33 protein-coding genes are annotated in these 25,969 nt (G+C 42.8%); 27 read left to right on the top strand and 6 right to left on the bottom strand.

Annotated elements, in window-relative coordinates; all coding sequences use genetic code 11:
• Positions 1-8 precede the first annotated feature (8 nt).
• From BUB18_RS03320 to BUB18_RS03265, 12 genes are all read left to right on the top strand, one after another.
• Positions 9-227 carry a tautomerase family protein gene (locus BUB18_RS03320; RefSeq protein ID WP_073077987.1) on the top strand — a complete coding sequence of 73 codons (219 nt, stop codon included), beginning with the start codon at positions 9-11 and terminating at the stop codon, positions 225-227.
• A 4-nt stretch (positions 228-231) separates the two neighbouring features.
• A complete protein-coding gene (locus BUB18_RS03315; RefSeq protein WP_073077986.1) occupies positions 232-966 on the top strand; it encodes an SDR family NAD(P)-dependent oxidoreductase in 735 nt (244 codons plus the stop codon).
• Between the two features lie 69 nt (positions 967-1,035).
• A complete protein-coding gene (locus tag BUB18_RS03310; protein WP_143159810.1) occupies positions 1,036-1,416 on the top strand; it encodes a nuclear transport factor 2 family protein in 381 nt (126 codons plus the stop codon).
• Between the two features lie 11 nt (positions 1,417-1,427).
• Positions 1,428-2,513 (top strand): NAD(P)H-dependent flavin oxidoreductase, encoded by a 1,086-nt coding sequence (locus BUB18_RS03305; RefSeq protein WP_073077984.1) that lies wholly within the window; start codon positions 1,428-1,430, stop codon positions 2,511-2,513.
• A gap of 4 nt (positions 2,514-2,517) precedes the next feature.
• Positions 2,518-3,267, top strand: coding sequence for an MBL fold metallo-hydrolase (locus BUB18_RS03300; protein ID WP_073077982.1), 750 nt, complete (start codon positions 2,518-2,520; stop codon positions 3,265-3,267).
• An 84-nt stretch (positions 3,268-3,351) separates the two neighbouring features.
• The gene (locus BUB18_RS03295) at positions 3,352-4,044 is read left to right on the top strand and encodes a type 1 glutamine amidotransferase domain-containing protein (protein ID WP_073077980.1); all 693 of its coding nucleotides are present in this window, start codon (positions 3,352-3,354) and stop codon (positions 4,042-4,044) included.
• A 91-nt stretch (positions 4,045-4,135) separates the two neighbouring features.
• Positions 4,136-4,642 (top strand): cupin domain-containing protein, encoded by a 507-nt coding sequence (locus BUB18_RS03290; RefSeq protein WP_218587978.1) that lies wholly within the window; start codon positions 4,136-4,138, stop codon positions 4,640-4,642.
• A 32-nt stretch (positions 4,643-4,674) separates the two neighbouring features.
• A complete protein-coding gene (locus tag BUB18_RS03285) occupies positions 4,675-5,523 on the top strand; it encodes an SDR family NAD(P)-dependent oxidoreductase (protein ID WP_073077978.1) in 849 nt (282 codons plus the stop codon).
• Positions 5,524-5,583: 60 nt separating this feature from the next.
• Complete coding sequence (locus BUB18_RS03280) at positions 5,584-6,456, top strand: enoyl-CoA hydratase/isomerase family protein (RefSeq protein ID WP_073077976.1); 873 nt, start codon at positions 5,584-5,586, stop codon at positions 6,454-6,456.
• 33 nt (positions 6,457-6,489) lie between these two features.
• The gene (locus tag BUB18_RS03275) at positions 6,490-7,017 is read left to right on the top strand and encodes a hypothetical protein (RefSeq protein WP_073077974.1); all 528 of its coding nucleotides are present in this window, start codon (positions 6,490-6,492) and stop codon (positions 7,015-7,017) included.
• Positions 7,018-7,043: 26 nt separating this feature from the next.
• Positions 7,044-7,682, top strand: coding sequence for a cysteine hydrolase family protein (locus tag BUB18_RS03270; protein WP_073077972.1), 639 nt, complete (start codon positions 7,044-7,046; stop codon positions 7,680-7,682).
• Positions 7,683-8,258: 576 nt separating this feature from the next.
• On the top strand, positions 8,259-10,391 hold the full coding sequence (locus BUB18_RS03265; protein ID WP_178372076.1) for a tetratricopeptide repeat-containing sensor histidine kinase: 2,133 nt from the start codon (positions 8,259-8,261) through the stop codon (positions 10,389-10,391).
• 194 nt (positions 10,392-10,585) lie between these two features.
• On the opposite strand, the gene BUB18_RS03260 is transcribed toward BUB18_RS03265, so the two are convergent.
• The 3 genes from BUB18_RS03260 to BUB18_RS03250 form a co-directional block, all read right to left on the bottom strand.
• Entirely contained in the window at positions 10,586-10,912 is a 327-nt protein-coding gene (locus BUB18_RS03260) for a hypothetical protein (protein ID WP_073077968.1), read from the bottom strand.
• A gap of 3 nt (positions 10,913-10,915) precedes the next feature.
• Positions 10,916-11,308: a hypothetical protein gene (locus BUB18_RS03255; protein ID WP_073077966.1), complete on the bottom strand. Its 393-nt coding sequence runs from the start codon at positions 11,306-11,308 to the stop codon at positions 10,916-10,918.
• Positions 11,309-11,595: 287 nt separating this feature from the next.
• On the bottom strand, positions 11,596-12,129 hold the full coding sequence (locus BUB18_RS03250) for a helix-turn-helix transcriptional regulator (RefSeq protein ID WP_073077964.1): 534 nt from the start codon (positions 12,127-12,129) through the stop codon (positions 11,596-11,598).
• Positions 12,130-12,283: 154 nt separating this feature from the next.
• Between BUB18_RS03250 and BUB18_RS03245 the strand changes: the two genes are divergently transcribed.
• From BUB18_RS03245 to BUB18_RS03170, 14 genes are all read left to right on the top strand, one after another.
• Complete coding sequence (locus BUB18_RS03245; RefSeq protein ID WP_073077962.1) at positions 12,284-12,577, top strand: hypothetical protein; 294 nt, start codon at positions 12,284-12,286, stop codon at positions 12,575-12,577.
• Positions 12,564-12,788 (top strand): hypothetical protein, encoded by a 225-nt coding sequence (locus BUB18_RS03240; RefSeq protein WP_073077960.1) that lies wholly within the window; start codon positions 12,564-12,566, stop codon positions 12,786-12,788. Before BUB18_RS03245 ends, BUB18_RS03240 begins: the two co-directional genes overlap by 14 nt.
• 16 nt (positions 12,789-12,804) lie before the next feature.
• Complete coding sequence (locus BUB18_RS03235) at positions 12,805-12,987, top strand: hypothetical protein (RefSeq protein WP_073077958.1); 183 nt, start codon at positions 12,805-12,807, stop codon at positions 12,985-12,987.
• Between the two features lie 383 nt (positions 12,988-13,370).
• Complete coding sequence (locus tag BUB18_RS03230; protein ID WP_073077956.1) at positions 13,371-13,850, top strand: hypothetical protein; 480 nt, start codon at positions 13,371-13,373, stop codon at positions 13,848-13,850.
• A 3-nt stretch (positions 13,851-13,853) separates the two neighbouring features.
• Positions 13,854-14,966 carry a PD-(D/E)XK nuclease-like domain-containing protein gene (locus BUB18_RS03225; RefSeq protein ID WP_073077954.1) on the top strand — a complete coding sequence of 371 codons (1,113 nt, stop codon included), beginning with the start codon at positions 13,854-13,856 and terminating at the stop codon, positions 14,964-14,966.
• A 209-nt stretch (positions 14,967-15,175) separates the two neighbouring features.
• On the top strand, positions 15,176-16,276 hold the full coding sequence (dnaN, locus tag BUB18_RS03215; protein ID WP_073077950.1) for a DNA polymerase III subunit beta: 1,101 nt from the start codon (positions 15,176-15,178) through the stop codon (positions 16,274-16,276).
• A 3-nt stretch (positions 16,277-16,279) separates the two neighbouring features.
• On the top strand, positions 16,280-16,645 hold the full coding sequence (locus tag BUB18_RS03210; protein ID WP_073077948.1) for a PRTRC system protein E: 366 nt from the start codon (positions 16,280-16,282) through the stop codon (positions 16,643-16,645).
• Between the two features lie 428 nt (positions 16,646-17,073).
• Positions 17,074-17,295, top strand: a complete 222-nt coding sequence (locus tag BUB18_RS03200; RefSeq protein WP_073077944.1) for a PRTRC system protein C — start codon at positions 17,074-17,076, stop codon at positions 17,293-17,295.
• A gap of 29 nt (positions 17,296-17,324) precedes the next feature.
• Positions 17,325-18,497: a hypothetical protein gene (locus BUB18_RS03195; RefSeq protein WP_073077942.1), complete on the top strand. Its 1,173-nt coding sequence runs from the start codon at positions 17,325-17,327 to the stop codon at positions 18,495-18,497.
• Positions 18,490-19,200 (top strand): hypothetical protein, encoded by a 711-nt coding sequence (locus BUB18_RS03190; RefSeq protein ID WP_073077940.1) that lies wholly within the window; start codon positions 18,490-18,492, stop codon positions 19,198-19,200. Before BUB18_RS03195 ends, BUB18_RS03190 begins: the two co-directional genes overlap by 8 nt.
• Positions 19,197-19,961: a PRTRC system ThiF family protein gene (locus BUB18_RS03185; protein ID WP_073077938.1), complete on the top strand. Its 765-nt coding sequence runs from the start codon at positions 19,197-19,199 to the stop codon at positions 19,959-19,961. The genes BUB18_RS03190 and BUB18_RS03185 overlap by 4 nt, the downstream gene beginning before the upstream one ends.
• Before the next feature lie 88 nt (positions 19,962-20,049).
• Positions 20,050-20,814 carry a hypothetical protein gene (locus BUB18_RS03180; RefSeq protein WP_178372075.1) on the top strand — a complete coding sequence of 255 codons (765 nt, stop codon included), beginning with the start codon at positions 20,050-20,052 and terminating at the stop codon, positions 20,812-20,814.
• Positions 20,738-21,547: a P-loop NTPase family protein gene (locus BUB18_RS03175; protein ID WP_143159809.1), complete on the top strand. Its 810-nt coding sequence runs from the start codon at positions 20,738-20,740 to the stop codon at positions 21,545-21,547. The genes BUB18_RS03180 and BUB18_RS03175 overlap by 77 nt, the downstream gene beginning before the upstream one ends.
• Positions 21,548-21,565: 18 nt before the next feature.
• Positions 21,566-22,267, top strand: coding sequence for a hypothetical protein (locus BUB18_RS03170; RefSeq protein WP_073077933.1), 702 nt, complete (start codon positions 21,566-21,568; stop codon positions 22,265-22,267).
• A 408-nt stretch (positions 22,268-22,675) separates the two neighbouring features.
• On the opposite strand, the gene BUB18_RS03165 is transcribed toward BUB18_RS03170, so the two are convergent.
• The 3 genes from BUB18_RS03165 to BUB18_RS03155 all read right to left on the bottom strand — a co-directional run bounded on the left by BUB18_RS03165 (position 22,676) and on the right by BUB18_RS03155 (position 25,224).
• Positions 22,676-23,314: a hypothetical protein gene (locus BUB18_RS03165; RefSeq protein ID WP_073077931.1), complete on the bottom strand. Its 639-nt coding sequence runs from the start codon at positions 23,312-23,314 to the stop codon at positions 22,676-22,678.
• Between the two features lie 622 nt (positions 23,315-23,936).
• Positions 23,937-24,437 (bottom strand): hypothetical protein, encoded by a 501-nt coding sequence (locus tag BUB18_RS03160; RefSeq protein ID WP_073077929.1) that lies wholly within the window; start codon positions 24,435-24,437, stop codon positions 23,937-23,939.
• A gap of 82 nt (positions 24,438-24,519) precedes the next feature.
• A complete protein-coding gene (locus BUB18_RS03155; protein WP_073077927.1) occupies positions 24,520-25,224 on the bottom strand; it encodes a sensor histidine kinase in 705 nt (234 codons plus the stop codon).
• Positions 25,225-25,549: 325 nt separating this feature from the next.
• Here BUB18_RS03155 and BUB18_RS03150 point away from each other — a divergent pair, with 325 nt between their 5' ends.
• A complete protein-coding gene (locus BUB18_RS03150) occupies positions 25,550-25,777 on the top strand; it encodes a helix-turn-helix domain-containing protein (protein ID WP_073077925.1) in 228 nt (75 codons plus the stop codon).
• The last annotated feature ends 192 nt before the right edge of the window (positions 25,778-25,969 follow it).

Genomic DNA, 25,969 nt, shown 5'->3' with positions numbered 1-25,969 from the left:
TTAAAATCATGCCATACATAAAAATAGAAGTCACCCGCGAAGGTATATCCAGGGAACAAAAGCAAACGCTCATCAAAGGCATTACTGATCTGATAACCGATGTGCTTAACAAAGACCCGCAATTAACCCACGTCGTGATACAGGAAGTAGATTTAGATGATTGGGGATACGCAGGTGAACAAGTTTCAGTTTTGCGCGAAAAAGGGATTACCGCAGATAAAAAGTAATATCATGAAAAAACAAACAATAATCGTTACCGGTGCATCTTCTGGTATCGGTAAAGAAGTAGCCCGACACTTTTTGGACAATGGCGATAATGTAGTCATCAATTCTTCCACTGCTCATAAACTGGAACAGGTTTACAGGGAATTAGGTGCGGGACCAAATTTGGCCTGGGTAGCAGGAAACGTAAGTGATAAACGAACCGGTGAAAAGTTGGTGACAGCCGCACTGGAGAGATTTGGTTCGGTGGATGTACTGGTTAATAATGCTGGTATATTTGAAACTAAACCGTTCCTGCAGGTAGATGAAGCCTACCTTGACCGATTTTTGAATACTAATCTGAAGGGAACCTATTTTACCACACAAGCTGTTATTCCGCAGATGATGAAACAACATGATGGTGTAGTGATCAACATCGGTACCCCCCTGGTGAACCATGCACTTGGCGGAGTGCCGATCACAGCACAAATGGCGTCAAAAGGAGCCATACATGCGCTAACGATACAGCTGGCAGCTGAGTTTGGGAAAGAAAATATCAGAGTCAATACCATAGCGCCGGGCACTATTCGAACGCCAATGCACGGAGCTGATGCGGACAAAGGTGCCGGATTGCACTTATTGAACCGGATAGGAGAAGTGGAAGACATTGCACAAATGGTTTATACCGTTGCAAAGAGCAACTTTATTAGCGGTGCTATTATCAATGTGGATGGTGGTATGGCTGCCGGGCATAACTTAAACTAAGGAAAATTGTTTTATTAACGACTTTGTTGTTCAGCATTTTAGCGTTCCAAATGCATAAATCAAAATAATATGGAAACTAATAATCAGGATAAATTAGCAATCACCCGGGCTTTGAAGGAGCTGTATCTGAAAGGCATCTACGAGGGTGATATCGCACTGCTTCGTGAAGTGTATCATCCGGGGGCTTTACTGTTCGGTGATATCAAAGGCGTGCCGTATGCCAAAACGCTCGTTGAGTACCTGGATGCTGTAATGAACCGGGTGAGTGTGAAAGACTCGGGTAAACCTTTCCAGGGCGACATTCACACGATCGATGTAGTCAATTCAATAGCCGTCGCTAAGCTTCATGTCAAAATGTACGACTTTAATTATGATGAGTTCCTGTCTTTTCATAAGATCGATGGTAAGTGGGTTATCGTCAATAAAATGTTAACTGACATGGCACAATAAACAGCAGCGTTATGTGGTATCAAACAAAAGCAGCTAAAATACTGGGTATTGAATACCCGATTCTCCAGGGCCCATGTGGCGGTGGCCTGTCGTCGGTGGAACTCGTATCGGTTGTATCAAATGCGGGCGGACTGGGTGGATATGGCGCATATACGCTACATCCGCAGGAATTGAGTGATATTATCCGTCAGCTTAAGGTTGCAATGGACAGGCCTTTCAATATCAACCTTTGGGTTTCGGATACTGATGCGGTGGGTGGTGATGTTCCGGATGATCAGTTCATCCGGACACAGGAATTGTTTAAACCTTATTTTGATGAGTTAGGCATAGCGATGCCGGAAAAGCCTGCACCTTTCAAAACCCGTTTTGAAAACCAGGTGGAAGTGATCCTGTACGAACGGCCACCCGTGTTTAGCTTTATGTTTGGGATTCCATCTGCTGATATATTGGAACAGTGCCATCAGCTGGGCATTGTTACCATCGGTGCTGCCACTACTTTGGATGAGGCTATTGCGCTGGAGGCGGCGGGTGTTGACCTTATCATCGCGTCAGGTTTCGAAGCGGGTGGCCACCGCCCTTCCTTTCTTGCTTCAGCCGAATCATCCACTATCGGAACATTTGTATTATTACAACTGATCAAAGAAAAGGTAAAAACTCCTGTGATAGCCGCAGGTGGTATTGCCAACGGTAAAGGTGTGGCTGCAGCACTTACACTTGGCGCCGATGCAGCCCAGATAGGGACAGCGTTTCTGGCTACCGACGAATCGAACGCTATACCTGTTCATAAGCAAATGTTACGCTCAGATGCTGCAAAGTATACCATGTTATCAAGAGCGTTTACCGGCAGATTGGGCAGAGGGATAATCAGCCGCATTGCGAGTGACCTTGAAGGTCGGGAAAAGGAATTCCTCCCTTTCCCATTGCAAACACAATTTATGTCGCATATCCGGAAAGCGGCTATTGAACAGCAGAAGTGGGATATGGTCTTATTTTGGGGTGGTCAGATAGCACCGCTATTAAAACATACCAAAGCCATTGACCTGATGAATGCGCTAATAACCGAAACCACTGCCCATTTTGAACGCTTAAAAGCTTAAGACGATGAAGCACACAATCAATGTTATTTATCTCGGCGGCCCAACCATCATATTGGAGATAGCGGGCGTAAGGTTTATGACGGACCCAACACTTGACCCTGCTGGCGAAGTATTTAACATCAATGGTAAGCCTGCCTATTCGAAAACAGAAGGACCTGCAGAAGTGGATCCCGGTAAAATTGACGTGGTGTTGCTGAGTCACGATCAACATGGAGATAACCTGGATCATACAGGGAGGGAATTGCTAAAGTCAGTACCGAAAATATTTACCACCAGGGTGGGAGCAGACAGATTACAAGGCAATGCAGTTGGATTGGCTCCATGGGAATCCATCGTCCTGGATGAGCGTATCACCATCACTTCTACACCTGCCAGGCACGGCCCAGCTGGAAGCGAGCATCTCACGGGTGACGTAACCGGGTTTATTGTGGCAACACGGGAGCTGCAAATCTACCTGACAGGAGATACCGTGTTCTATGAAGGCGTACAGGAAGTCGCCGAAAAATTTAACCCCAAATACGTATTCATTTTTGCCGGTGCCGCCAGGCCACGGGGGCCTTTCAATGTCACGATGGGAAGCAACGATGCCATAGATACTGCCTTTGCTTTCCCCGAGGCAACGATTATCCCTATTCATTTTGAAGGCTGGTCACACTATACGGAAACAGGTGAAATGCTCGGGCAGTCCTTTACGGCATTGGGAATTGCCAATCGTTTGAAATTTCTGAAAGCAGGTGTAAAAACACAACTATAAGAATTAGCCATAAGCATTTGTAAAGCCGGGAAATAGCCGGACAGGAATTGCTTTGCCTAAAAATCAAGTTAAAATGTCAAAATTATGAAAATCAACAAAGTTCTATTCGTTGTCACCTCTCATGATAAGTTGGGTGACACGGGCAAAAAAACAGGTTTATGGATTGAAGAGTTTGCGGCACCTTATTATAAGTTACGTGATCTCGGTAAAGAGATTGTGATCGCATCACCGAAAGGTGGGCAAGCACCAATTGATCCAAAAAGTGACCTGCCCGAAAACAAAACTGAGGCTACCAGGCGGTACTATAGCGACCCTGAAACACAGCAAAAATTAAGCAATACGGTAAAACTGAACAGTGTTTCAGAACAAGATTTCGACGCTATTTTTTATCCTGGTGGTCACGGCCCCATGTGGGATCTGTCAGAAGACAGGGACTCCGTGAAGCTCATTGAAGCATTTTATTTTAACCGGAAGCCTGTAGTACTGGTTTGCCATGCTCCTGCGGCTTTGAAATATGCAAGAACGCCCGAAGGTTTGTGGCTGATTGACGGAAAAAGAGTGTCCGCTTTTACCAATACGGAAGAAGAAACAGCTGAACTTACTGAAGTGGTGCCTTTTCTGTTGGAAGATATGTTAAAGCAAAGAGGCGCAAATTTTCAAAAAGGTGAAGACTGGAAACCGTTTGTAACCCGCGATGGTCTGCTGATAACCGGCCAGAATCCGGCCTCCTCAGTATTGGCAATCGATACCTTACTGAACTACGCTGAAAGGTCCTGATAAAAATGATTATCAATGGCACGGCTACACACCTAAAGTTTAATACTTAACGGGCGCTTTCCGAGGTTCTTGTTGAAAAAATTGTTAGCTCATGAAAAGAACAAAAAATCTTTTGATGCTCTGTTGCCTCTGTGTATTGCTAAGAGCATTCACCAGCCATGCTCAGGGGCTTCCTGACAATAAGTTTGGTGACATCTATTCAGAGAATATTAAATGGTCGCCGTTCCCTGCATTTCCGCCGGAGGCGCGCCTTGCTATACTGGTAGGTGAACCCCAAAAAAACGGCCCATATGTTATCCGTGTGAGGGTACCTGCCGGCGTAATACTGCGCCCGCATATACATCCTGAAAACAGGATTTATACAGTCATCTCCGGTGTTTTTTATATCGGCATAGGCGAAAAATTTGACGCTTCCAAACTAACAGCGTATCCGCCCGGAAGTGTTGTTGTGTTGCCTGGAAATACACCACATTTCCATTGGGCGAAATCCGGCAGTTATGAAACACAAGTTACCGCCAACGGCCCTTTGGGAATAAGTTATGTAAATCCGGAAGATGATCCGAGGAATAAAAATAAACAGCCTGAGAATGTACACTAACAGGCTCAATTTTAATTTTAAAAGTCAAGTCAATGGAAACCATAAAAAATAGTGATGCAACAATAAGTCCCAAAGTAATTTTAATAACCGGCGCTTCGCGCGGATTTGGCAAACTATGGGCTGAAGCGTTTTTAAAGCGTGGTGATAAAGTTGCAGCGACCGCAAGGGAGCTTAAACATCTTGATGAACTTGTTGCCCGGTATGGAGATGCTGTATTGCCAATAAAGTTGGATATCAATAACAGGTCGGAAAGCTTTGAAACGGTACAGAAAGTAATAGCAAAATTTGGCCGCATTGATGTATTGATCAATAATGCAGGCTATGGTTTGTTTGGAACGATCGAAGAAACGACAGAAGCGCAAGCACGGGATCAAATGGAAACCAATTTCTTCGGGTTACTATGGATGACGCAGGCAATATTGCCGGTAATGCGCGGACAGCAAGCTGGTCATATTTTACAGGTATCGAGTATGCTGGGGTTAGCTACCCTGCCCGTTTTAGGTTTATACAATGCTTCCAAATTTGCAGTGGAAGGTTTGAGTGAAACTTTAGCAACAGAAGTAGCAGCTTTTGGTATCAGGGTTACTTTAATAGAGCCAAATGGCTATTCCACAGATTGGTCAGGCGCATCTGCTATCCGCACAGAAGAAAATGAAGTTTATACGCCGCTGAGAGAAGCTTTTTATGGAAGTCTTACACCTGACGCCTGGGGTAAGCCCGAAGCCACGGTGAATGCTATTCTTAAACTCGTTGATTCAACAAACCCACCGCTCAGATTACTCTTAGGTAAAGTAGCCTATCCACTGGTAAAGCAAAGCTATGAAAAGCGGTTTGCTGAGTTCGAGGAATGGAAGGACGTTACGGAAGCTGCACACGGCTAAGGAGTTACGCATTTGGGTGATCAAATGGTTTTTTACAATATGAATTTTAAATCTTAAAAGATGAAAGAGCCCCCAAAAATTACAGAGCAACTGGAGGGTACCCCGGTTCGTTTAACCCGTCATAGCCCTGGTTACTGGCAGGTAACCTTCGATGCACCACCACTTAATTTGTTTGGCCCTGAATTACTGACTGGTCTGGAGGAAGTAGTGCGGCGTATGCAGGCCTCGCCTGAATTGCGGGTGATCGTATTTGACAGCGCGCTACAGGATTTTTTTATCGCGCACTTTGACGTCGCCAGAGGTGGTGAGATTGTGTCCCGGAAAACAACTTCCGGCATCCTGCCGGTGTTTGATGTTGCGGTAGCCCTGTATGAGTCGCCGGTAATTTCAATTGCTGCTATCCGCGGCCGCACTCGTGGAGTAGGTATTGAGTTTGCGGCTGCCTGTGATATCCGCTTTGCCAGCGACAAGGCAATATTTGGTCAGTTTGAGGTAGCAGTGGGCACAATCCCTGGCGGGGGGAGTATGGAATTTCTGCCGCTTTTAGTAGGGAGGGCGCGTGCACTGGAAATCATTGTAGGTGGTGAAGATCTGGGTGCCGGCATTGCTGAACGCTATGGGCTAATCAACCGGATGATTACTGATGACAAGCTGGATGAGTTTGTACACAATTTTGCGCTCCGTATCAGTCAGTTTGATCAGGTAATAACCGGGAAAGCTAAAGCTCTCGTCAATGAGCGGGCTTCAAGGCCACAGTTAGCACATATGTATGAGTCGCGGGCGGCGTATGTACAGACTGCCAGCCGGCCGGAAAGAAAGCCCATCATAGAAAAACTCCGGAGCTGGGGTTTTCAGCAGGATAGCGATTTTGAATATAACGTAGGCGATTATTTAAACCGGATTGGTGAGAATAACGACCTGCCACTACAATAAAATCTTAGAAACACAACTTAAAATTTTGTTATCATGGAAAACGAACAAATTATCGTTGATTCCAGCTTTTCCGCTGTGATCAACGCTCCCATAGAAAAGATCAATATTCCCGAATGGTGCTTTTCACTCCCGGAAAATGAATACCAGGCATGTTCGCCTGCCCATGTAGCTGCAGGTGTTACCACCTCGCCAGAAGGAAAAAGAATGTCCATTAACGTGGAAGTATTAGGCGGTAGCCCAATGGTGCAGCATTACATAGAAACGTTGTCGGAACCTGCACACCTGATTCTGGAGTCAGTATCGGATGTATTTACGCCAACAGGTCGCGTTAACATTTTAGTGCATTGGGAATTAAGCGTTGAAAAGGTAGATGACCATACCTGCAAATTTACCAACCGGGTAATTTCAAGGCCAACAGAAGGGTTTCTAAAAGCTTTGGAGAAACAGGGAATACCTTTCGACCTGTTTAAAACACAGCGTCAACCTGTTTCAATCTATCATAATCAAAGTGAAACACCGTTGTTCGCCAAAAGCATCGAACGGCATGCTTTAAGAAGTTAATAAGGGCCTTAATTAAATTTAAAAAAATGGAAACTCAAACCTATATACGCGAAACAACCGCGTTGATGTTTATCGACCCTTACAACGATTTTTTGTCAGAGGGCGGAAAGGTGTGGCCAAGGGTTAAGGGTGTAGCCGAGAGTAATAACTTACTTAATAACCTCCGGACCATTGTTAAAGCTATCAGGCAAGCCGGTATCCAAATTTTTATAGTACCACATAAACGGTGGGAACCAACAGACTACCAATACTGGAAGTTTCCCAATCCAACCCAGGTAGGTATCATGAGCCGCCATTCCTTTGCAAAAGGTACCTGGGGTGGCGAATGGCACCCTGATTTTGCGCCGCAGGAGGGTGATATTGTGGCCAAAGAACATTGGGCACAAAGCGGCTTCGCTAATACAGATCTGGACATGCTGCTTAAACAACGGGGTATCACCCACGTGATCGCTGTTGGATTACTGGCTAATACCTGTGTAGAAAGTACCTGCCGTTTTGCTATGGAACTGGGATACCATGTAACGCTGGTGAAAGACGCGACAGCTGCCTATACGCCGGAAATGATGCATGCTGCTCATGTATTGAATGGACCTACTTTTGCGCATGCTATACTAACGACGGGTGAACTGGTGCAAGCATTGCCCGCAGCACTGCCTGAAGCCTAAATAATAGTAATGTTAAGCAACAAACCGCCTGCTAACGGTGGCTTGTTGCTTATATAGCCTTTACAATACCTGATTTGAAACTTGACAATTATACAACCTCAACTGTGATATCTAGATAAGAAAATATAGCGTAACAACGAAATGATATCGTCATCTATAGCAGGGTAATGAAAACGCACGGATTGTTTTTTTAAACAAAAAAGCCGAAATTTAAATCGGGCACTTAATTGCCCTTCATTCAGCCTGATCGATAGCTAAAGCAAGTTTACCAACTAATAGGATTGTCTTTTGTGAAACAGGACTCAATCCTGGGCTTTATATTCAAATTATTAGCTTTTACGATATCAACTATCTTTACCCATGTGCAAGATTGCTCAAACGATCCCCCATTACTTTACTCTCCTGATTAAAGGTACTTTATCCAAATTGCCGGTGCTGATTTTGTGCTGCCTACTACCGGTTTTATCTGTGTCGTATGTCGCAGCCCAGAATTTTTCAGAACTACATCCTCAGGAGTTGCTTCCACAACTTAAAGCCAGTAAGCCGGATACTAACAGAATAAGTCTCCAGATAAAGATGGGAAAATATCATCTTTATAAACCTGGTGAGTTCAAAAATGACCTGGACAGCGCCCTGAGCTTTTTTAACGAGGCCCTGCAATTAAGCATTAAGCTCGGGGAAAATGACTGGAAGTATAAAGCCATTACAATGATAGGTACTTACTACTTCGAAGCGGGCGACAAGAAGCGGTTTATTCAATCCTTCATGGATGTTATAGCCTATTATCACAATACAGGGGATAAGCAAAAGGAAGGCAAAGCCTGGCATGAATTAGCCAAACTTTATGAGAATACTATTTCAGACGCCGAAATGCAGGACAGATTAGATTATTACCAGCATGCCCGATCCCTGTTTCTGCAAACGAATGACCAGATTAATGCAAACGATGCTTTACGGGGTATTGCCGGTATTCAGATGAGAAGAAAGCAGTTTGACATAGCTGAAAAAGAGTTGCAGGAGGTGTTGGCGCAATATCAGAAGTTAGGGTATAATATACTACATCCGACATATGAGATGCTACAGTACCTGGAGTACGATAGGGGAAATTATAACCGGTCCATCGCTTACTGCCTGAAAGCCCTGGAAAATATGAAAGTACATGGTGATACTGGCTGGTCCGCACATTTCTATGGCAGTATCGCTAAATCGTACTTTACTAACGGAAAATTTGAAGAGGCACTGGAATGGCAAAGGAAAGCGGCGACTGTCGAGCACCCGAATTTTCCGGATGTATGTGGCCAGATTCAAATATTATTAAGATTGGACAGATTAGAGGAAGCACGTCGAGTTTTGGAAAGCGTTCTAAAGCAGGAATCAACCATTACTTATGATCAAAGAGTATATCTCTATCGGATATCAGGACTTTATTACACAAAAGCTAACCAATACGAGGTAGCGCTTTCATACTATAAGAAGTTATTAGCCATGGATCTGAAAAACAATTATCACAGTGAGGCAATCCACAATCCCGTGTTATTGATGTGCTATACAGAAATGGCCGACATTTATCAAAGGTCTGGTAATTTGGATGAGGCGGGAAAATACTTTAACAATGCTGAAATTCTCGTTAAAAATAGCATAACGCCTGTGCAGCCTGGTATGCTGGTAACGCTGTATTCCGGTTTATATAAGTACCTGCTCGCCAGGGGCGATTATCGGGGAGCCATAAAAAACCTGGAACGGCGGGACGAGCTTAAAGATTCAATTTTTACGGCTAATAAGGATAAACAGATTGCAGAATTGCATGTACAATACCAGACCACGCAAAAGGAACTGGCTATAAAAGAACTGCATAGTAAAGAAGTCGCCCAGAAGGCTCAGTTAGACAAAGTTAGTCTGCAGAAAAATATTACTATTGGCGGAATAGTCCTATTGCTGCTGTTATCAGGAATAGGTTATAAATCATACCGCGCAAAGCAAAAGACCAATCTGCAATTGCTGGCCAAACAACAACAGATTAACCGCCAGAATGCTACACTGCAACATCTGCTCAAAGAAAAGGACTGGCTACTGAAGGAAGTTCACCACCGCGTAAAAAATAACCTGCATACGGTGATATGTTTGCTGGAGGCGCAGGCCCGTAATCTTGAAAATGACGCGCTGGAAGCGGTAGAAAACAGCCAGAACCGCATATACGCCATGTCACTGATCCATGAGAAACTTTATCAGTCAGACGACATTAAAACAATCGACATGGCCGAATATATTCCTGAACTGATGGAATCCCTAAAGGATAGTTTTGGAGTTGCTAAACAAATAAAGTTCAAACTGAATATCGATCCTGTCGAACTGACGCTTTCGCAAGCCATCCCATTAGGCTTGATTTTGAACGAAGCGGTGACCAACTCCATCAAATATGCCTTTCCCGACAATAGGAATGGGGAAATCTCCATTTTTATGAAGAATGACCACGACCTGATCACTTTGCAAATTATGGATGATGGGATTGGAATGCCCGCATTTGATCAGGAAGTTGAACCCGAGTCTATGGGCTTGCGGTTAATAAAGGGATTAAGTGAGGATATTGATGCGGCTATTAGCTTTCAGGTTGAGCAGGGAACCAGCATAACCATCGTTTTCAAAGCTGACGCATTAAATGATGTAGCCGGATTTTCGGAATCAAGGGAGAAAGAAGTGGAGTTTGCATAAATGAACAAGCGGCTGTGTAAGCCGCTTGTTCAAAGAGGTGACCCTGTAGGGACTCGAACCCTAGACCCGCTGATTAAGAGTCAGCTAATCCCCTCAGTGTCTGCAATTATATTGTTATTGGTGATTGAATTATGTATTATAAGTTTTATAATTTAATTGCTTCTTCACAACTGGTGTTAAGTTTTGTGTTAAGGCTACTTTTTCTTTGCAAGCTCTTTCTCAGCTTCACTTACAGCCAATTTTAGCAACTCAATTGTGGAGAGGTCTTTCAGATTTGATTTCATTCTTGCTGAAAATCCAAAAAACCAGTTTGTATCAATTCCATAAACTTCGGCGGCCTTCCGGATCATATCTACCGTGAATCTTTGATGGCCGGTTTGATAGTTTGACTGATTCCTAGGATTCGCTCCAATACTGGCTAAAAATTCAGCCTTAGTTCCTACTTTCCCCTTCGTGATGGTAAATTCCATTAGTTCGAGCATCCGTCGATCGGTAATTACCAAATCCTCAGTTTTTTTCATTTGTTATGGTATTATCACCTGGCAGGTAGCTGTATATGAAGAAGGTGTCCCTGGGTTTAGGGTAATAGTTGCATTTTCTGCCAGCACTGATCCGGTCGCACTTTTTATCCTGAGCACCCACTTGTTAGAAGTTGCATGTTGCGCCTGGAGGATTGCCCCGCCACCTTTTTTTATGTGAGCGTGTTTCTCGAACGTTCCAGTGCCGGTTACTTTCCATTCTATAAGACCGGTAGCAGAAGTAGCATCCAAATCTGCGTATCCTACATAATCGAAGGGGGTGCCTGCATTGGTACTGACCTCATAGATAACTTCGGTAGAATTGGGCTGCGGATCATCCTTACTATTTCCACATGATAAGATGCCAAAAAGAACTGCGATCAGTGCACATTTTTTCATTCGTGTAAGCGTTTAAGTTAGAAGTGAATCTCTAATACTCAGCACAGTTATGATTTTATTAACGTTAAGATTGGTACATTCCTATTCCAAGCGAACCAGGACACATCTTAAATTAACCCACAGACAGTGACCATAATTTTGCCACGCGCATACAATGCGTAGTGAATGGATACATTAGGTTGTTGTCTGTCGATGCCCTCATTTTTATTAAAGAATTGGAACCGTCATGAAAAGAAGAGTAACCGCCACGAAATCGACGCGTAAGCCAAAGAATGCGCCTACAAACCCTAAGACTTTTCCCTGTCCTTCTGAGGGTCTGACGGACCAAAGGAAAGCCGTCCTGCTCTCAGATCAGCTAAAATCGTCGTTCTGTCATCATCTATGTCTGCTAAGACCTCCTCGTATGTTCGAGGAGTCCCCAACAAAGCGTAAACCTTAGAAATTGCCATCGCCGTAGCCCTTTTGGTAGCGAGAATTTCTGCCCTTTCCCAATTAAGCTCGTCATCAGCTGGGAAAGGGCTTTTTATTTGTTTGGGCTTTTTAGTATCTGCTTTTCCGCCCCTATTGCTATTTCGATCCAGCTTTGCCATGTATGATGCCACTTCCTCTGCCGGCATCATTTCCTTGTTGAGCAAGTCGTTTATGTTGATGTTGTAATATTTTGCCAAGCTTTTCTGGGTCTCAAGGTCCGGAACCCACTTACTTTCATAGCCAGTATATGTACTTCTAGCAATATTGAGTGCCTCGGCAACCTGTTGCTGGGTAAGCCCTTTGCTCGTTCTGAGGTAGTACAGATTTCTATTTATTGTATTTGGGTTCATTCCTTGAAGAATTATCAATAAAAGACACGATACGTTTAATTTTTTCGAAAAATGTCGACTATGTTGATATTTATGTTGACTATGTCGATTATGTTGATTATGTTTGTGATGTCAACGTAAAAATACAACGTTAAAATTAAACGCAGAAACGTAAATGTACGCAAATAACATCAAAGTGGAACCACGGGCATCAAAGTCTGAAAAATTGAAAGAACAACGTAGTTTGAAACTTGCGCTTAGTAAAAAACTAATTCATGGAGATGCCCGGGAGATAACGGTTTTAATGAACATGGCAGCTAAAGAGGATCCAGAAAAGTATAAGCCAATTCATTATGGCAGCGTGGCTAACGCTTTGAATCCCGAGAGCCACTTTTGGTCTGATAGAGTTTATGAATTTGCAATGATTTACGCTGATGCCCGACAAAGTAAACAAGATGAACAGCAATAATATTCGTTCCGAATTTCCACAGGCAATTCAGAAACGTCTGGATAAAATAGAACTGTGGATTTCCTGGATCAAAGAAGAGACCATACATATACAAGCAGACTGGGAGCAGCTCTCTGCTCCTGAAAATTCTACCAATCAAACATCCAGTTTGTCCGAAGAGGAAATGAAAGCCTTAATGGATAAGCGTCTTAGAAATATTACCATTCAATAATCTAACTCTATTGGTTATGGCAATCTATTGGATTTATCTCGCCATTCTGGTACCGTCTGCGCTCATTGGCGCGGTGCAGGTTATGCGCTACTACGCTGCTGATAGTATTGTGTTGCAAGACATCAGATTCGCTACTAAAGTGGTATTCCTGAAAATACTTGTGATGTTGATTAAGATGATTATCTGGTTTAAGCGTTGACTAACTCAACATTATTTCTATTAATAATGTATTTCCGGAATCCCCAAAGCAGTTTAAGCCGGGCTGCTCCTGTAAACCACATCCGGGGCTCACCTAAATGTTTGATTATGATTTAACCTTTCGAATCTCTGAGTTCAGGACAGGTCAGGCGGCTGTAGGAGAGCCGCCTGATTTTAAACCACCTTTTAAATCTCATGAAGAAAACCATTTTCAAACAACACCGGAGCTCTATAAAGGACATAGAGTGGATAGGTGCAATTCTAATCGCAATTATCCTCGTGTGCATCGCAATTGTGGTGTGCAGTGTAAAAAAGTAAGGTACCGGCGGCGACCGGTACCCTATAGGCAAAAAGCCAAATTTTCATTGACTTAAAAACAAATGTATGAAAAGCGACAAAAATCAACAAGGGGAAGTCGTGATATCCCCTACTACCGGTGTAGCAGTAGCTTCAGGTAATTCCCATCCGGTAAGCGTTGTAGAAATGTCATCAATCGAAAATATGCCCGATTTGGATGACGCTGTGGTAGTACCAATTGACTTAATGGCTGAATATTGGGAACCGGCAGCTATTGGGGAATCCAAAAAAGTGTATTTCCATAGTGTGGCGCCACAAATGTTCCCTGACTTCAATGACCCCAGTGTTGAAGTAGAGATTGATTGTGCCCTTTTTTATGAGAAGACAAAGGGAGAGGTTAAGCCATGGCGGAATGCCAGTAAACGATTAGTGTCCTTACTGAATGGACTTACTCAAGGGAGTGTTGTTCAGATAACATATTTGGGCAAAAAAAAGAATAAGAAAAACAGCTTCGAATCTGCTGTCTGGTCAATTAAACCTATTGTAATTAACCTTCCAAAAGCTTAAACCATGGATTTTAAAAACTTCCCCGACCTGGACGATGCACAGGTTATTGATAAAGAATTGAATCCGCTGGGATTTGATCCATCTGAGTATCCTACGCTGCAGGATATGTTGCACAGCCATCAGTTTAACTCCGATGAAGTACATCCTATTGACCTGGTAAGCCTATCTGTAAACGGCACCGTGGTGCGCGATGAAATGCAGAAGTACCTGGATAAAAAGGCTAATTCTTCCAGTGCCTTAAAAGAGGTATTAAAAACTCCATTCCACTATTTTTTTTATACCAACCAACGTCACAAGGATAAAAAGAAAGATCACTTTGAACTCGGGACGTTTGCTCATATGGCATTTTTAGAGGAAGAGTTGTTTGATAAGTTTATTATCCAACCTAACCATCCGTTGAATTCTACAGTTGGTGTTACTGATATGATACGTTGGTTTGAGTGCATCAATCAGGTGCCTTCAGAAACGTTGGATGGAAAAAAAATGCCAGAACTACGCGCTTATCTGGATGAGCTGCGCCAGTCCTGTGAGTACCAATTGATTGATGAAGAGCACCAAGTAATTATTGATGCTGTTCGTCAGGGTTATAACCTGTACGGCGGCGGTATAATAAAGCGGATACTTAAAGGTGCAGTTTCCGAAACTTCTTTTTACGGAAAGGATCCTGTTACCGGCCTGCCGGTGAAGGTACGACCAGACTATTTTAATGTTAAAGAAAATATCGGAGTCGATGCGGTGATTTCGTTTAAAACGACCTCAGCTCAGACACTCGGCAAATTCCTTTATGATACGGCAAAGTTCCAATATGAGCTTAGTGAGGGAATGTATCAAAAGGTAATGAGTGATATAACTGGCCGTCAATTCAACGTGACAATCATGATTATGCTACAGACTGTACCGCCTTATCTCCCCGCGGTATTTATCTGGACACCGGAGGATCTGGCTAACGGTAAATATAAGTACCGGTTCGCTCTCGACACCATAAAAGAGTGTCAGGATAAGATGATATTCCCCGGTTTTGATGCGGCAGCTGAAAGTGGCAATGCTGGTATCATTGAATTGGAACAGCCGGAATGGTCGGCTAAACTTCTTCATCCAGTAGATATTGATGAATAATCCTACATACTGTCACCTTGTAGCTGAGGCTAAGTCGGTCTTTTATGCAACTGATCCGACGTCAGGTAAAAAAGGACCATTGGTATATGCACCCAGGGGAACCAGATTAGCAATCATCAGTGATCATGGGGAAGTCCTGATTGTTGAGGACGGGAAAGGTAATCGCTTTCCCGTCCATTCATCGAAAACTACTGCTAAATAGAACACAAATGAACAAATTCATTATTAATTCTAAAACCCTTAAAAACGCCCTAAATAAATTGGGGCAGGCGGTACCCAAAAAGCCGGTATTGCCGGTTTTGAGCAATGTCTTATGTAAAGTAGGTGAAGCAGAAGTAGAGTTCTGCAGTACTGACCTGATGACCACAATCCAACATCGCGTAGAATGTGAGGTGGTTGGAAAACCTTTCCATGTATTATTACCATTTGATTTCCTAAAACGGGTTGCATTCTTATCAAAAGAAGCGCCTATCACCATTGAAGTTGAAGAGGAACTTATTCGGATCATTGGCGCTATGCAGGATGAGTTTATTTTGAAAGCTACTGATAAGGTGGAAGATTACCCTAAACTGCCTGCTATACCTCGTAAAAACTTTATGACAGTTGAGGATGGCCTGGTTTATTGGATGAATAAAGCTTTGGCTACTGTGAGCGCAGATGAACTACGGCCTGCATTATGTTGTGTCTGTTTGGACGTATTGGCAAATGGCCTGTCCGTTGTAAGTACAGACGCTCATTCACTGTTTTCCCGGTCATTCTCAGTCGAAGCGAAGGGAGAGGCTAAGTTATTGGTTACTTCAAAAATGGTTAAGGCACTTGAAGGATTTGATAATGCTGAAGTTTATTGGAATAGTAACCATGTGGCATTCCACACAACGTCAACCAGCGTAATTGCAACTGCTGTAGATGGTAAATATCCTGATTACAGATCGATTATTCCTACTGACTTCCATCCCAACTTAACCCTGGACCGGGAAGAAATGATCAGTGCTTTGGAGCGATGCTGTCTCTCTTTAGCTGCAGATCGATCGGCTGAGATCTTACTAAAAGAAGAAAAAGGAATAATCCGTTTTGTTTCTGAGGATCTGGATATGCAGAGGCGTATTGTGGTGGATATACCCGGTATTTATAAAGGTGACATATCCAGTATTAACGTAAGTGCAGATCGCCTTCTGACTCTCATGCACCAGGTGACATATGATAAAGTGCAATTTGCTATTCACGATCCTAAACGTGCAATATTGGTAACGGCAGAGGATGATCCTGATTACCTCGGATTACTGATGCCTTTGTTAAAACAAAAAATCTAAATCATGTCATTTTTTGTAGAACTAGCCCAGCTGGGCAATAATATCGATATAGACATCCGCATAAAGCAGAAAGGCGGAAGTTTCACCGTCAGTGTACTGCCGGCAATGCATGGGTTAACCATTCCTGTAATCGTGACGGGAACCCCGGAGGAGCTAGATGGAGGATTTTTATCTGCAATTTCCCTACCGGTCAAAGAAGCCATGGGACTGGTAGTTAATGCCGATGACTTTTCTGATGAAGTACGTCTTAAGCAGGAAACGGAAAGCAAAAAGCCAGATAAGAAAAAAGCTGCGGCTATAACTAAAGAACCGGTACCGGTGGAGGTGAACGCCGCGTCAAATTCTTCAGAACCAACTCTTTTTGACTAATTAAATAATCTATAAATCATGGTGCTTAAAAAAGTAATACCAGGTGAACGTACCACTTCCAAGAGCAATAATCCAATAATTCGGTTTGACCAACGGGGGCTTATTACTCTGAATAGAGAATCTTGCCTGCTTATTGGGCTTCAGGGTGGTGATTGCGTTGTAGTATATCAGGATGATGAACATCCGACCGATTGGTTCATCGGGAAGGCAACAGAAGGATTTAGGTTAAGGGCTATCCGGCCGTCTGGTTGCGGTTTTAATTGCAAGGGTATGGTGACAATGGTAAAGGAACTGTTGTCTTGGGACCACACTGCCAGCATAGCTTGCCGTATTTCCAATAATGCCATAACTAATCCTGACCATGGAGAGGTATATCCAATCCTGTTATCATCTGCCCTTTAATCCGAAATTTTAAACTACAATTTGCTATGGCACTTGAAATTACAAATTTGAAGCGTGCTTTTAAATTCAAGAAGGACGGCGAAATGGTAAATCTGCCTGATCCAAACGTTGATTTTACGGCTGCAGAGGTTTTGCAGTTCTATTCAATGCAGCATCCTGTTTTAACTACGGCAACCATTGCCGGCCCATCAATTGAGGAAGATAAGGCGGTATATGAGTTTAAAACAACCGTAGGTACCAAAGGGTAGATTATGAAAAAAAAAGACACAAAGAAGGTATGTCGAAAAAAAGGAATCAACAAAAGCGTTCTCCATCGAGGACTGGCCAGGATATTTCTTCAGGAAGCGCGGGATACCAAGCTGTATGCACAGCAGGAAACGTCTCCACGGGTACTGGTATCCACGTCAGCAATGCCATTTGTGCTTTGAGATTTCAATCTAAGCCGGGAACAGAGGTCTTTTTTAAACAGGATGGGGAACTGGAGGCTACACCGTCCGTTAATGATTTCTATTGCGACTTATGGGAATCTTACAGGAGTGCCTCCAGGATCCTTACCGGTAAAATTTTAAGAAAAGTACCGCCAAGCTGCGGCTCCTTATCAGAAGGTTTGAATGAAATCCTCAAATGCATTAAACAAATCATTCCTAAGGGCTATGAATACAACATAGATTATGATGAACGAAGGCATGAATATCACTTTACCATTTATTATTCGTGCGCCTGGCCATTTAGTTGGAATTGTTTCCACATAGGTCCCGTACTGAAAAAGCTCAGGTTTGAGCACCCTGAAATATATGAACTGCTGATATTATTCTTAAAATGCTTTTGTTCCCACACTCAGGTTGAGCTATGGACCCAGGGTTTAATGTGCAACACACTGGATTGGATGGAAGATTCACTTTATGAGATGATGCGTGCAGGTAGTCAGGAGGGGGGATGCTCCGATATTGAGTCCATCATTGATCTTGCAAAAGATATTCACACCTATACTAAAGGTGAAGCAAAGGAGTACCTGGAAAAGATTCAGAAAGCCCCTCTTTTAACAGCTCTGGATATATTGGTACGGGTGTATGCACTACGTGATAAATTTAATTATATGCCAATTCTGGAGCTGATTAGGCAGGGGTGTTGTATCGTGCAAAATGGCAAACCTTTATCCACATTCTCCTACTTTGAATCAGGAGATGAAGATGACTACTACATGTTAGATCTCGATTGCCAGTGTACAATCTTATGGGATGAAACCGATTCATTGAGCTCAGAGCATGAACAAAATATAGAGGCTCGAGCACAGGAAGGTATAAAGGAGCCATTTTTGGTTATTCCTTTTTACCGGCAAATGAAGCGGTTCAACTTTGATGAATTACATGAATTGTCAACTTGGCCGAAATCACTTGCTGATTATATGGATATAGCCAGAAACCTGGTAAAAGCATACTTACATGAATAAATTAACAGAAGCTTTAACAACTCAGTTTAAGCCATCAATGATTTTGGTGGTATATCAGGGACCAAGAGAGGATTATTACCTGGAGTCACATGTAATTAGTCCCGATGGTGTAGTACTGGAGGGACGGCCATTGCAACAGGAGACGATTTCTGATATGGTCGACTTCTTTTTTGATGAGCGTCAAAGTCAAAATAGGGTTGTTGGACTATTGCCTGAAAATCTACTTTCTTTTGAAGCATTGCCTGGAGGAAAATATACTATGATCTGGTACTGTCCTGCACAAACGAGAGTATTATACTTCGCTAAAGACCTACACTTGCCTTCCGGAAAGGCTCAGGTGCCGCCCTTAATATTTAAGGTTTCATCGGGGAATTTGTATGTATATGCCTTTACAGAAGCAACCCGTCCGGCAGAGGATACACAATTGTTTTTGGCGCCATTCCATAATGTTTCTGCTGATGGACATGTTTGCCTGGGCAGTGCCAAGGTTAAAGCTCCTTCCAAACCTACGTATGCCGATATTATTAAGTACTGGGAAGATTTATTTTTTCTGAGTGAGTTCTCACATCTTGCCGGGAATAACAATCCTACCGTTGGTAATTTGAATACAATTTGGAGGAGTCAAATATCGCCTAATCAGTTACCATTCCCGCTTTGCGAACTTATTGAGTATAAAAAAAATAAGCTGAAAAATTTGCTATGAAAATTCATTATACAGCTCCTTACCTTCTTGATCCTACTCATAGGGTTACTATACACCTGATAGGGGTCGGAGGAACTGGGTCATTATGCCTTACACATCTGGCCCGACTTAATGAAGCCTTATTGGCTTTAGGGCATCCAGGAATTCACGTTCGTTGCTGGGATGATGATACAGTGAGCGAAGCGAATATAGGTCGACAGTTGTTTTCTGCCGTTGATATTGGGTTGCACAAATCTGTTGTACTTATTTCCAGGGTAAATCGGTTTTTTGGTTATAACTGGGAAGCATACACGGAGAAATTTACTGGTGAAAATACGGCTAATATAATCATGAGCTGCATCGATACTGCCGCCGGCAGAATTAAAATTTATAACAACCTGCAGAAATTATCAGTAAACCATATGGCGCCCGACAAGAAACCCCTGTATTGGCTGGATATGGGGAATCTCCAAAGGACTGGTCAGGTAGTTCTAGGTACCATTAGTAGTATTGAGCAACCACAATCTACCTTCCCTACATGTGCTAACCTACCAACGGTGGTAGACATATTCCCACAGTTAAGGAAGCTGAAAGAGAAAGATCAAGGGCCCAGCTGCTCGCTGGCGGAGGCTCTTAACAAGCAGGATCTATTTATAAATTCCTCAGTTGCCAATTTCGGCTGCCAGCTGCTATGGAGGTTATTTAGAGAAGGTTCAATTACGCAACATGGCTGCTTTGTGAATTTAGAAACCTGTTGTGTTAATCCATTACCAATTGGGTAGGTAATAAAATTTTAATATGGCAAAGGATCCATCATTCCCTTTCTATGCATCCGACTTTTTAGTAGACACCATTCGGTGGTCGCGGGCAATGAAAGGCCTGCATGTTGATTTGTTGGCGGAATCGTGGGTAAATGGCCCTCTACAGGATGATGGAGGGTATCCTGCTGGACTTGTTGGTGAAGACCTGGAACTTTGGGCTAAGATTCGAAATAAGTGGCAGCTGATTGACGGGTACTGGAGTAATGATCGGCTTGAGGATGTACGCGCTCGACGTGAGCAATTCCGCGAAAAGCAAAGGGTTGTAGGAAGTAAAGGTGGACGGCCACGCAAAACTATTGCCGGCAAAGAGGAACCCAACCCTTTACCAGATAAAAACCCAGAAAAAACCCAACCCTTTATTTTAAATAACCCAGAAAAAACCCTTTTAGAAAATGAAAATGAAAATGAAAACGAAAACGAAAACGAAAATCAGGAAGGGGGACCGGGGGAAACGCCTGCACGTTTTCTAATCCCAGAAATGCAATCAGTATGGTTGGCCCATCGGCCAAAATATCCAACTGATCGGGATAAAGACTACGTGGCATTAGGTGCGTTGGCCGAATTCATATGTAAGCAGGCAAAAGTTTGCTTTCATCCTGAGGAGCCGATCGTAATCGAACAGGTTTTGAGTTCCTGGACGGCCATCGCTAAATATTCGACAGCCCATCCGTTTTTCAGGAATTTCAGTCTGCAGCAGATAAACACTCATTCACAAACAATATTTCAATCTCTGACAAATGAACAGAACCAACAAAGTACTCAGTCTGGAGGAACTGTTGCTGCCCAAGGTCCCAAGCGGTTTACCCGACTATGAATTGACCGAGGAAGAGAAGCAGGCAGCGATAATTGATGCGCAAGCGAAGAAGAAGGCGAAGGTTCAGTATGACCTGGAGCGCCAATCAGAATGGCAATGGGAGCAGGTGATGGCAGAACTCCCATGGAAGCCATCCCAGCTATTAACCTTTGCGACTTGGAAACTGGCTACTGAACAATTTCATTTTGATATCGATGCGGAGAATCATGCAGCAGTAAAAGCTTTGTCCTTGTACTTTTCTGGGTCTGAAAAGTTTGCTTCCGCTGGTAAGGGATTTTCCCTAAAGAAAGGCCTGATGATATGTGGGGACGTTGGTAGGGGTAAAACTACTCTCATGAAGCTATTCAGATGTAATCCGCATAAAACCTACACCTTGATCAATTGTAGGAGCGTTGCCGATGAGTTTGCGGTATCAGGTGAATCGGTGCTCATGCGTTACACGAATCCCATTAAGACCATACCACAACCTGCAACCTTTCTTCAATCTGAAATCGGGATTTGCTTTGACGATTTTGGTGTTGAGGAGCTCAAAAAGAGCTATGGCAATACGGTTAATGTACTTGGTGAAATTATCATGAACCGCTACGACTCCGGGCTACCTCACAACTTTACCCACATAACAACTAATCATACGGCTGAGGAAATTGAAGCTAAATACTCGGAACGGGTGCGTAGCCGAATGCGGGAAATGTTTAATATGATCGTTTTAGGTGGTCCAGACCGCCGGTGTTAAATCTAACAAATTGATATCATGAAGCAGATTCCAATTCTTTTCAATACAATGATGGTGTACAAGCTTTGCGCCAACGATAAGGATCAAACTAGACGGACCACTGGCCTTGAAGTTGTCAATCAATTACCTGATCGTTGGGTAAGTTTAGGGATGAAACCTGACAACGGAATTCTAAAACAAGTTTTCCATGACTTTGGGAAGTATCTTCCAATTGAATGCCCCTTCGGTCAACCAGGCGACATCCTATGGGTTCGTGAAACCTTACAGCAGGTGACCGCTGGTATTTTAGAATACCAGGATGGCAGCTTGGTGAAGGCGGTGCCTGAGGGGTATTGCTACCAAGCAGGTCAGCGGTGTAAAGTACCCAGCATTCATATGCCCAAATGGGCTGCCAGGATCTGGTTACAGGTTTTGGATGTTAGGGTTGAGAGACTGCATCAGATCAGTGATCAGGATGCGATTGGTGAAGGTATCACAGTTCTGAACCGGTTTGGCTTGACTCTATACCAAAATTATGATGGTGTTAGGGACTTTTTAGAAGGTAATAAGTACACCTTCGATTTTGGCAAAGAGATTCACAGCGCGGCAAAGGCAAGTTTTTGTACCCTGTGGATGGATGTTTATGGCAGGGATTCCTGGGTGACCAATCCATGGGTTTGGGTGGTAAAATGGCAGCCACTTTCTGTTACCGGTAAACCAGTAAATATTCCTGAACAGTGAAAAGAAAAGGAGCAAGCCGTATAACACTGGGGCAGTTGAAGTTGACTCCATCTGCTCGGGTAAATAAGGGAATAATACTTAGATTGGAGCAGCAGGAGAAAGAGTCCGGATGTGGGGACAGCTAGTGGATTGGTCCCTAAAGTCAGGGCACCATGTCGTCCGGGAGTACAAATTTTCTACTACTCGTAGGTATAGATTCGATTTTGCAGTGCCGGCTTTAAAAATTGGGATTGAGTATGAAGTCTGGGCATACTACCCTCAACGGATATACGAAAGATACGGACAAATACAATCTTGCGACAATAGATGGATGGCGACTATTGAGATTTACAATAAAAAATTATAAGCAGGTAATAAAAAAGTTGTGTGCGGTTACTGGAGGTTAGGATGTTCAGCCTCCGGTATGCTTTAATCGCCTTCGTCTGGTAGAAGCCTTGGTGAGCTAAGGTTTATAGATGATCCATGAGTTCCAACTGAAACCTTAGCGTGTTGTATAAACTTCATGTCATCGTCATTTTGAAAATTAAAAAAAATGTCCATCGACTGTCCCAAGAAATGCGGGTTATTTAATCGGATGCTAATTTGGATGTGATCTCCTGGATGAAGTACCATTCCTAAAGCTTTTTGGCCAATTATCGTTTCTATTTGCAGGGATATTGCACCAGGTGGGACACTTGTATAACTATTTATTCTCATGGTTTTATTTTCGACAACAAACTCATGCGAGGATTGTTGTTTGCCGGTGCTGGGTAAGGCCTTCAATTTCGGTGTTAATGATTCCAGCCTGTTTGCAAACTCAAGACGATATAATCCTTCCATTGATTTGGCTTGAGTTTGCATAGCCTCAGATTGACTTTTGAGTTCTATTGTTTGATTGGCTAATTCTTTCGCTTGGGTATTTAGTGCATCTACCATTAGAGTGAGCTCTTTTATGGACTTACCTTGTAATAAGGTAATAATACTCAAAATTAGGGCAATTACCGTGGTAACTGCCTGAACTACAGTCCAGAACTCTGTAATGCCGGGTGTTCCTTCTAGCAAAGCCATTAGTTTTTATTTTATCATTAAATATAGAGGGAAATTGATATATAAATACAGATTGCCGGTTTAAATATGATACCAACCAAAACATAAACCAAAACATAAACCAAAACATAAACCAAAACATAAACCAAAACTGAAACAAAAATCAATTTTTGTATGTATCTTTGTTTCAACAAAAAAGAAACAAGGGCAGTTGGGTGCCCCTGTTTCGAATGGAATTACCACAGTTCTCGTACTAGTTTAATAAGCTGAGTGATCAGCAAAAGTAAATTCACTAGTAGATAGACGTTTTCCATTAGGATTCGACCTTGGTGGTCGTCCAATTTTCTTCTCATTTTCAGTAATTTTATAATGAGCCGTGTTAACGGCATAATCAAAAGCCAGGTTGGTGCAAACAACCTGGTTTTTTTATAACACTACAAATGTATGTATTTACCTCCTACTGTTCTATATTGTATTTTTTTCTATATTAGTAAATTTTTCATTTGTTTTTTATAAAATGGCCTATGGTGGCTCATTTAGATGAATGAATGTTGTTTTTTTGATATATTATATGTATGAAAAAATCTGTATAATTGAGGTTGGAAGGGGCTCATATTAAAAAAAAGTAGTTATAGATAGGCGTTCATTTTCCAGCTATTATTCCACTTGGTGCTATCTCGGCCTGCATATTTGTAAAAGTGAATTCCAGGCCTTTCTCATCAGTTGCATCCTCGCCATAATAAAAGATGAGTCGTTTTAATTCCTCTGAGACAAATTTTCCATCCCGCCAGAACCCCTGGTATACCTTAACAGTAACTACTTTTTTACCATGTTTACTACGGGCACCGGACGGCTGTAGGAAGATAAATTTACCTGTAGCGCCAACCGCCTTTGCCTTCTTCTCCAATGCCTTTTTATACAGAAAGGTAAAGTTTGTGCGTACATATGCCCCTCTTTGGGAAAAAAACTGATCAAGGCAGTAGTAGGTTGATCTTTCTCCATAAATCGGATTTAGGTATTCTGTTGTCCTCGTAGCTACATCAGGGAAAAGTTTTTCGCTTAGGATTCGCTCATAAGTGGATGTTTCCTGTCCAAATGCTGCTAATGTGAAGAACATCGCAAGCGCCGTGATGATTGTTTTCATGAAACTGTAAGGTTGTTTGGTGGTTAAATAAATATGTAAAGCCACCCAGGCTTCTGGGTGGCTAGGTGTCAAGGATATGGCGTCAGAGTGCAATAGGCAGCCGGACTAACATAGAGAGGGTTGTTGTTGTCGATACCGCATGGATATCCCCTCCAAGTTGCCGGCATAGCCTTTTGCAAGTACTTAATCCTATTCCACAGCCTGGTCCCGTCGTATCTAATCGAACATAAGGATCGAATATTTTTTCCAGGGCATGAGGTGGAAAGGATGGGTAGTCGTTGGTAATTGTGATTAATAGCTCGCCATTGTTTGAGGTAACCGTTACCTCAATGGAGCTTTCCTGGGGGGAATATTTACAAGCGTTGGTAATTAAATTGTCCAGAATGAGACATAACTTGTTCGGATCGGTCTTGGTTCCACCAGACAGGTCCATGTTCCAGGACAGTTTTCTGTTAGAGTATGAAATTAGGTATTGTGCAATCTCCTTCCTGCTGGTAAAAAATTCGTTCAGGTCTATGTCAATAAAATTGAGGCCGTCTTCCTGGGTTTTGGAGAATTGGTACATCGAACGAGCCACATGATGAAGGGTCCATATGCGTGACAACGTATTTTCTAAAAATTCCAGGACTTCCTCTGGGTCCTCTTTGTTGATCATGCTGTTGATCTGCAGTATGCTACTGCATTGTTGCATAATATCATGTCCCCATGAAGCCAGGATTAACATAATAGGGTCGGCAGCAGGGGCTTGGAGACTCTCTTTTTTAGGGAAACTGATTGTTTGCATCATTACGGTTCTGTTTTTGAGGTGTATATATGGAACCGCGCACCATTGTTATATAGAAGTGCGCGGGACTCAAATCATCCACTCCAGATGGCCGCTAAACCACATTTAGAGTTTTAGAAAAGAGCCCGCGCACAAAAATATACGCGGGCCTCGTAACCAGTTACATGATCAGCCTGTGGTTTGGCGGCCCAGCCGATCAGCCTCGAGTACGATGCCGATGCAATTCAATTTTTGACAGAATTTGCAAAGATAAGCGAATATAATGTTTTTTTTAAAATTCCGGTCGATCGACCGATTTTTATAAAGCACGGTTCCGCCAAATTTAAAGGTGGACGAAAAACAATTAATATTGAAACGCTTAGGGGAGCGCATCAAAGCTGCCAGAAAAGGTCAAAATCTCACTCAGCTTGACCTTGAAATTGTCACAGGCATATCCAATCAGGATATTTCTAAAATAGAGAAAGGCAGAAAAGACTTGCACTTCACAACTGTTGTCCGAATTGCTAATGCCCTTGGAATTACGCTAAATGATCTTTATCCTCCCGAGTCCAAATAAGAAACTGCCCAAGCCTTGATATTGTAAACAATACACCCCAATATTGCTGGAAAAAATGATTATGGACAATCAAGAAACTTCCCGCATAGTGGATTTGGAAACCTTTATAGCTACTCTTCCCACCATAATTTTATTGGATATCATGAAGGGGGAATATGATTTAAATGCTATCATAGAGGAAATATTAATAAT

The organism is Chitinophaga jiangningensis (assembly GCF_900142605.1).
Lineage (GTDB): Bacteria > Bacteroidota > Bacteroidia > Chitinophagales > Chitinophagaceae > Chitinophaga > Chitinophaga jiangningensis.
Note: the sequence above shows the minus strand (reverse complement) of the source record. Positions and strands in the feature narration are given on the sequence as shown.

Coding starts and splice junctions, on each gene's coding strand:
- BUB18_RS03320 (WP_073077987.1), top strand. CDS start 9: ATGCCATACATAAAAATAGAAGTCACCCGCGAAGGTATATCCAGGGAA.
- BUB18_RS03315 (WP_073077986.1), top strand. CDS start 232: ATGAAAAAACAAACAATAATCGTTACCGGTGCATCTTCTGGTATCGGT.
- BUB18_RS03310 (WP_143159810.1), top strand. CDS start 1,036: ATGGAAACTAATAATCAGGATAAATTAGCAATCACCCGGGCTTTGAAG.
- BUB18_RS03305 (WP_073077984.1), top strand. CDS start 1,428: ATGTGGTATCAAACAAAAGCAGCTAAAATACTGGGTATTGAATACCCG.
- BUB18_RS03300 (WP_073077982.1), top strand. CDS start 2,518: ATGAAGCACACAATCAATGTTATTTATCTCGGCGGCCCAACCATCATA.
- BUB18_RS03295 (WP_073077980.1), top strand. CDS start 3,352: ATGAAAATCAACAAAGTTCTATTCGTTGTCACCTCTCATGATAAGTTG.
- BUB18_RS03290 (WP_218587978.1), top strand. CDS start 4,136: ATGAAAAGAACAAAAAATCTTTTGATGCTCTGTTGCCTCTGTGTATTG.
- BUB18_RS03285 (WP_073077978.1), top strand. CDS start 4,675: ATGGAAACCATAAAAAATAGTGATGCAACAATAAGTCCCAAAGTAATT.
- BUB18_RS03280 (WP_073077976.1), top strand. CDS start 5,584: ATGAAAGAGCCCCCAAAAATTACAGAGCAACTGGAGGGTACCCCGGTT.
- BUB18_RS03275 (WP_073077974.1), top strand. CDS start 6,490: ATGGAAAACGAACAAATTATCGTTGATTCCAGCTTTTCCGCTGTGATC.
- BUB18_RS03270 (WP_073077972.1), top strand. CDS start 7,044: ATGGAAACTCAAACCTATATACGCGAAACAACCGCGTTGATGTTTATC.
- BUB18_RS03265 (WP_178372076.1), top strand. CDS start 8,259: ATGGGAAAATATCATCTTTATAAACCTGGTGAGTTCAAAAATGACCTG.
- BUB18_RS03260 (WP_073077968.1), bottom strand. CDS start 10,912: ATGAAAAAAACTGAGGATTTGGTAATTACCGATCGACGGATGCTCGAA.
- BUB18_RS03255 (WP_073077966.1), bottom strand. CDS start 11,308: ATGAAAAAATGTGCACTGATCGCAGTTCTTTTTGGCATCTTATCATGT.
- BUB18_RS03250 (WP_073077964.1), bottom strand. CDS start 12,129: ATGAACCCAAATACAATAAATAGAAATCTGTACTACCTCAGAACGAGC.
- BUB18_RS03245 (WP_073077962.1), top strand. CDS start 12,284: ATGTACGCAAATAACATCAAAGTGGAACCACGGGCATCAAAGTCTGAA.
- BUB18_RS03240 (WP_073077960.1), top strand. CDS start 12,564: ATGAACAGCAATAATATTCGTTCCGAATTTCCACAGGCAATTCAGAAA.
- BUB18_RS03235 (WP_073077958.1), top strand. CDS start 12,805: ATGGCAATCTATTGGATTTATCTCGCCATTCTGGTACCGTCTGCGCTC.
- BUB18_RS03230 (WP_073077956.1), top strand. CDS start 13,371: ATGAAAAGCGACAAAAATCAACAAGGGGAAGTCGTGATATCCCCTACT.
- BUB18_RS03225 (WP_073077954.1), top strand. CDS start 13,854: ATGGATTTTAAAAACTTCCCCGACCTGGACGATGCACAGGTTATTGAT.
- dnaN (WP_073077950.1), top strand. CDS start 15,176: ATGAACAAATTCATTATTAATTCTAAAACCCTTAAAAACGCCCTAAAT.
- BUB18_RS03210 (WP_073077948.1), top strand. CDS start 16,280: ATGTCATTTTTTGTAGAACTAGCCCAGCTGGGCAATAATATCGATATA.
- BUB18_RS03200 (WP_073077944.1), top strand. CDS start 17,074: ATGGCACTTGAAATTACAAATTTGAAGCGTGCTTTTAAATTCAAGAAG.
- BUB18_RS03195 (WP_073077942.1), top strand. CDS start 17,325: ATGTCGAAAAAAAGGAATCAACAAAAGCGTTCTCCATCGAGGACTGGC.
- BUB18_RS03190 (WP_073077940.1), top strand. CDS start 18,490: ATGAATAAATTAACAGAAGCTTTAACAACTCAGTTTAAGCCATCAATG.
- BUB18_RS03185 (WP_073077938.1), top strand. CDS start 19,197: ATGAAAATTCATTATACAGCTCCTTACCTTCTTGATCCTACTCATAGG.
- BUB18_RS03180 (WP_178372075.1), top strand. CDS start 20,050: ATGAAAGGCCTGCATGTTGATTTGTTGGCGGAATCGTGGGTAAATGGC.
- BUB18_RS03175 (WP_143159809.1), top strand. CDS start 20,738: ATGAACAGAACCAACAAAGTACTCAGTCTGGAGGAACTGTTGCTGCCC.
- BUB18_RS03170 (WP_073077933.1), top strand. CDS start 21,566: ATGAAGCAGATTCCAATTCTTTTCAATACAATGATGGTGTACAAGCTT.
- BUB18_RS03165 (WP_073077931.1), bottom strand. CDS start 23,314: ATGGCTTTGCTAGAAGGAACACCCGGCATTACAGAGTTCTGGACTGTA.
- BUB18_RS03160 (WP_073077929.1), bottom strand. CDS start 24,437: ATGAAAACAATCATCACGGCGCTTGCGATGTTCTTCACATTAGCAGCA.
- BUB18_RS03155 (WP_073077927.1), bottom strand. CDS start 25,224: ATGATGCAAACAATCAGTTTCCCTAAAAAAGAGAGTCTCCAAGCCCCT.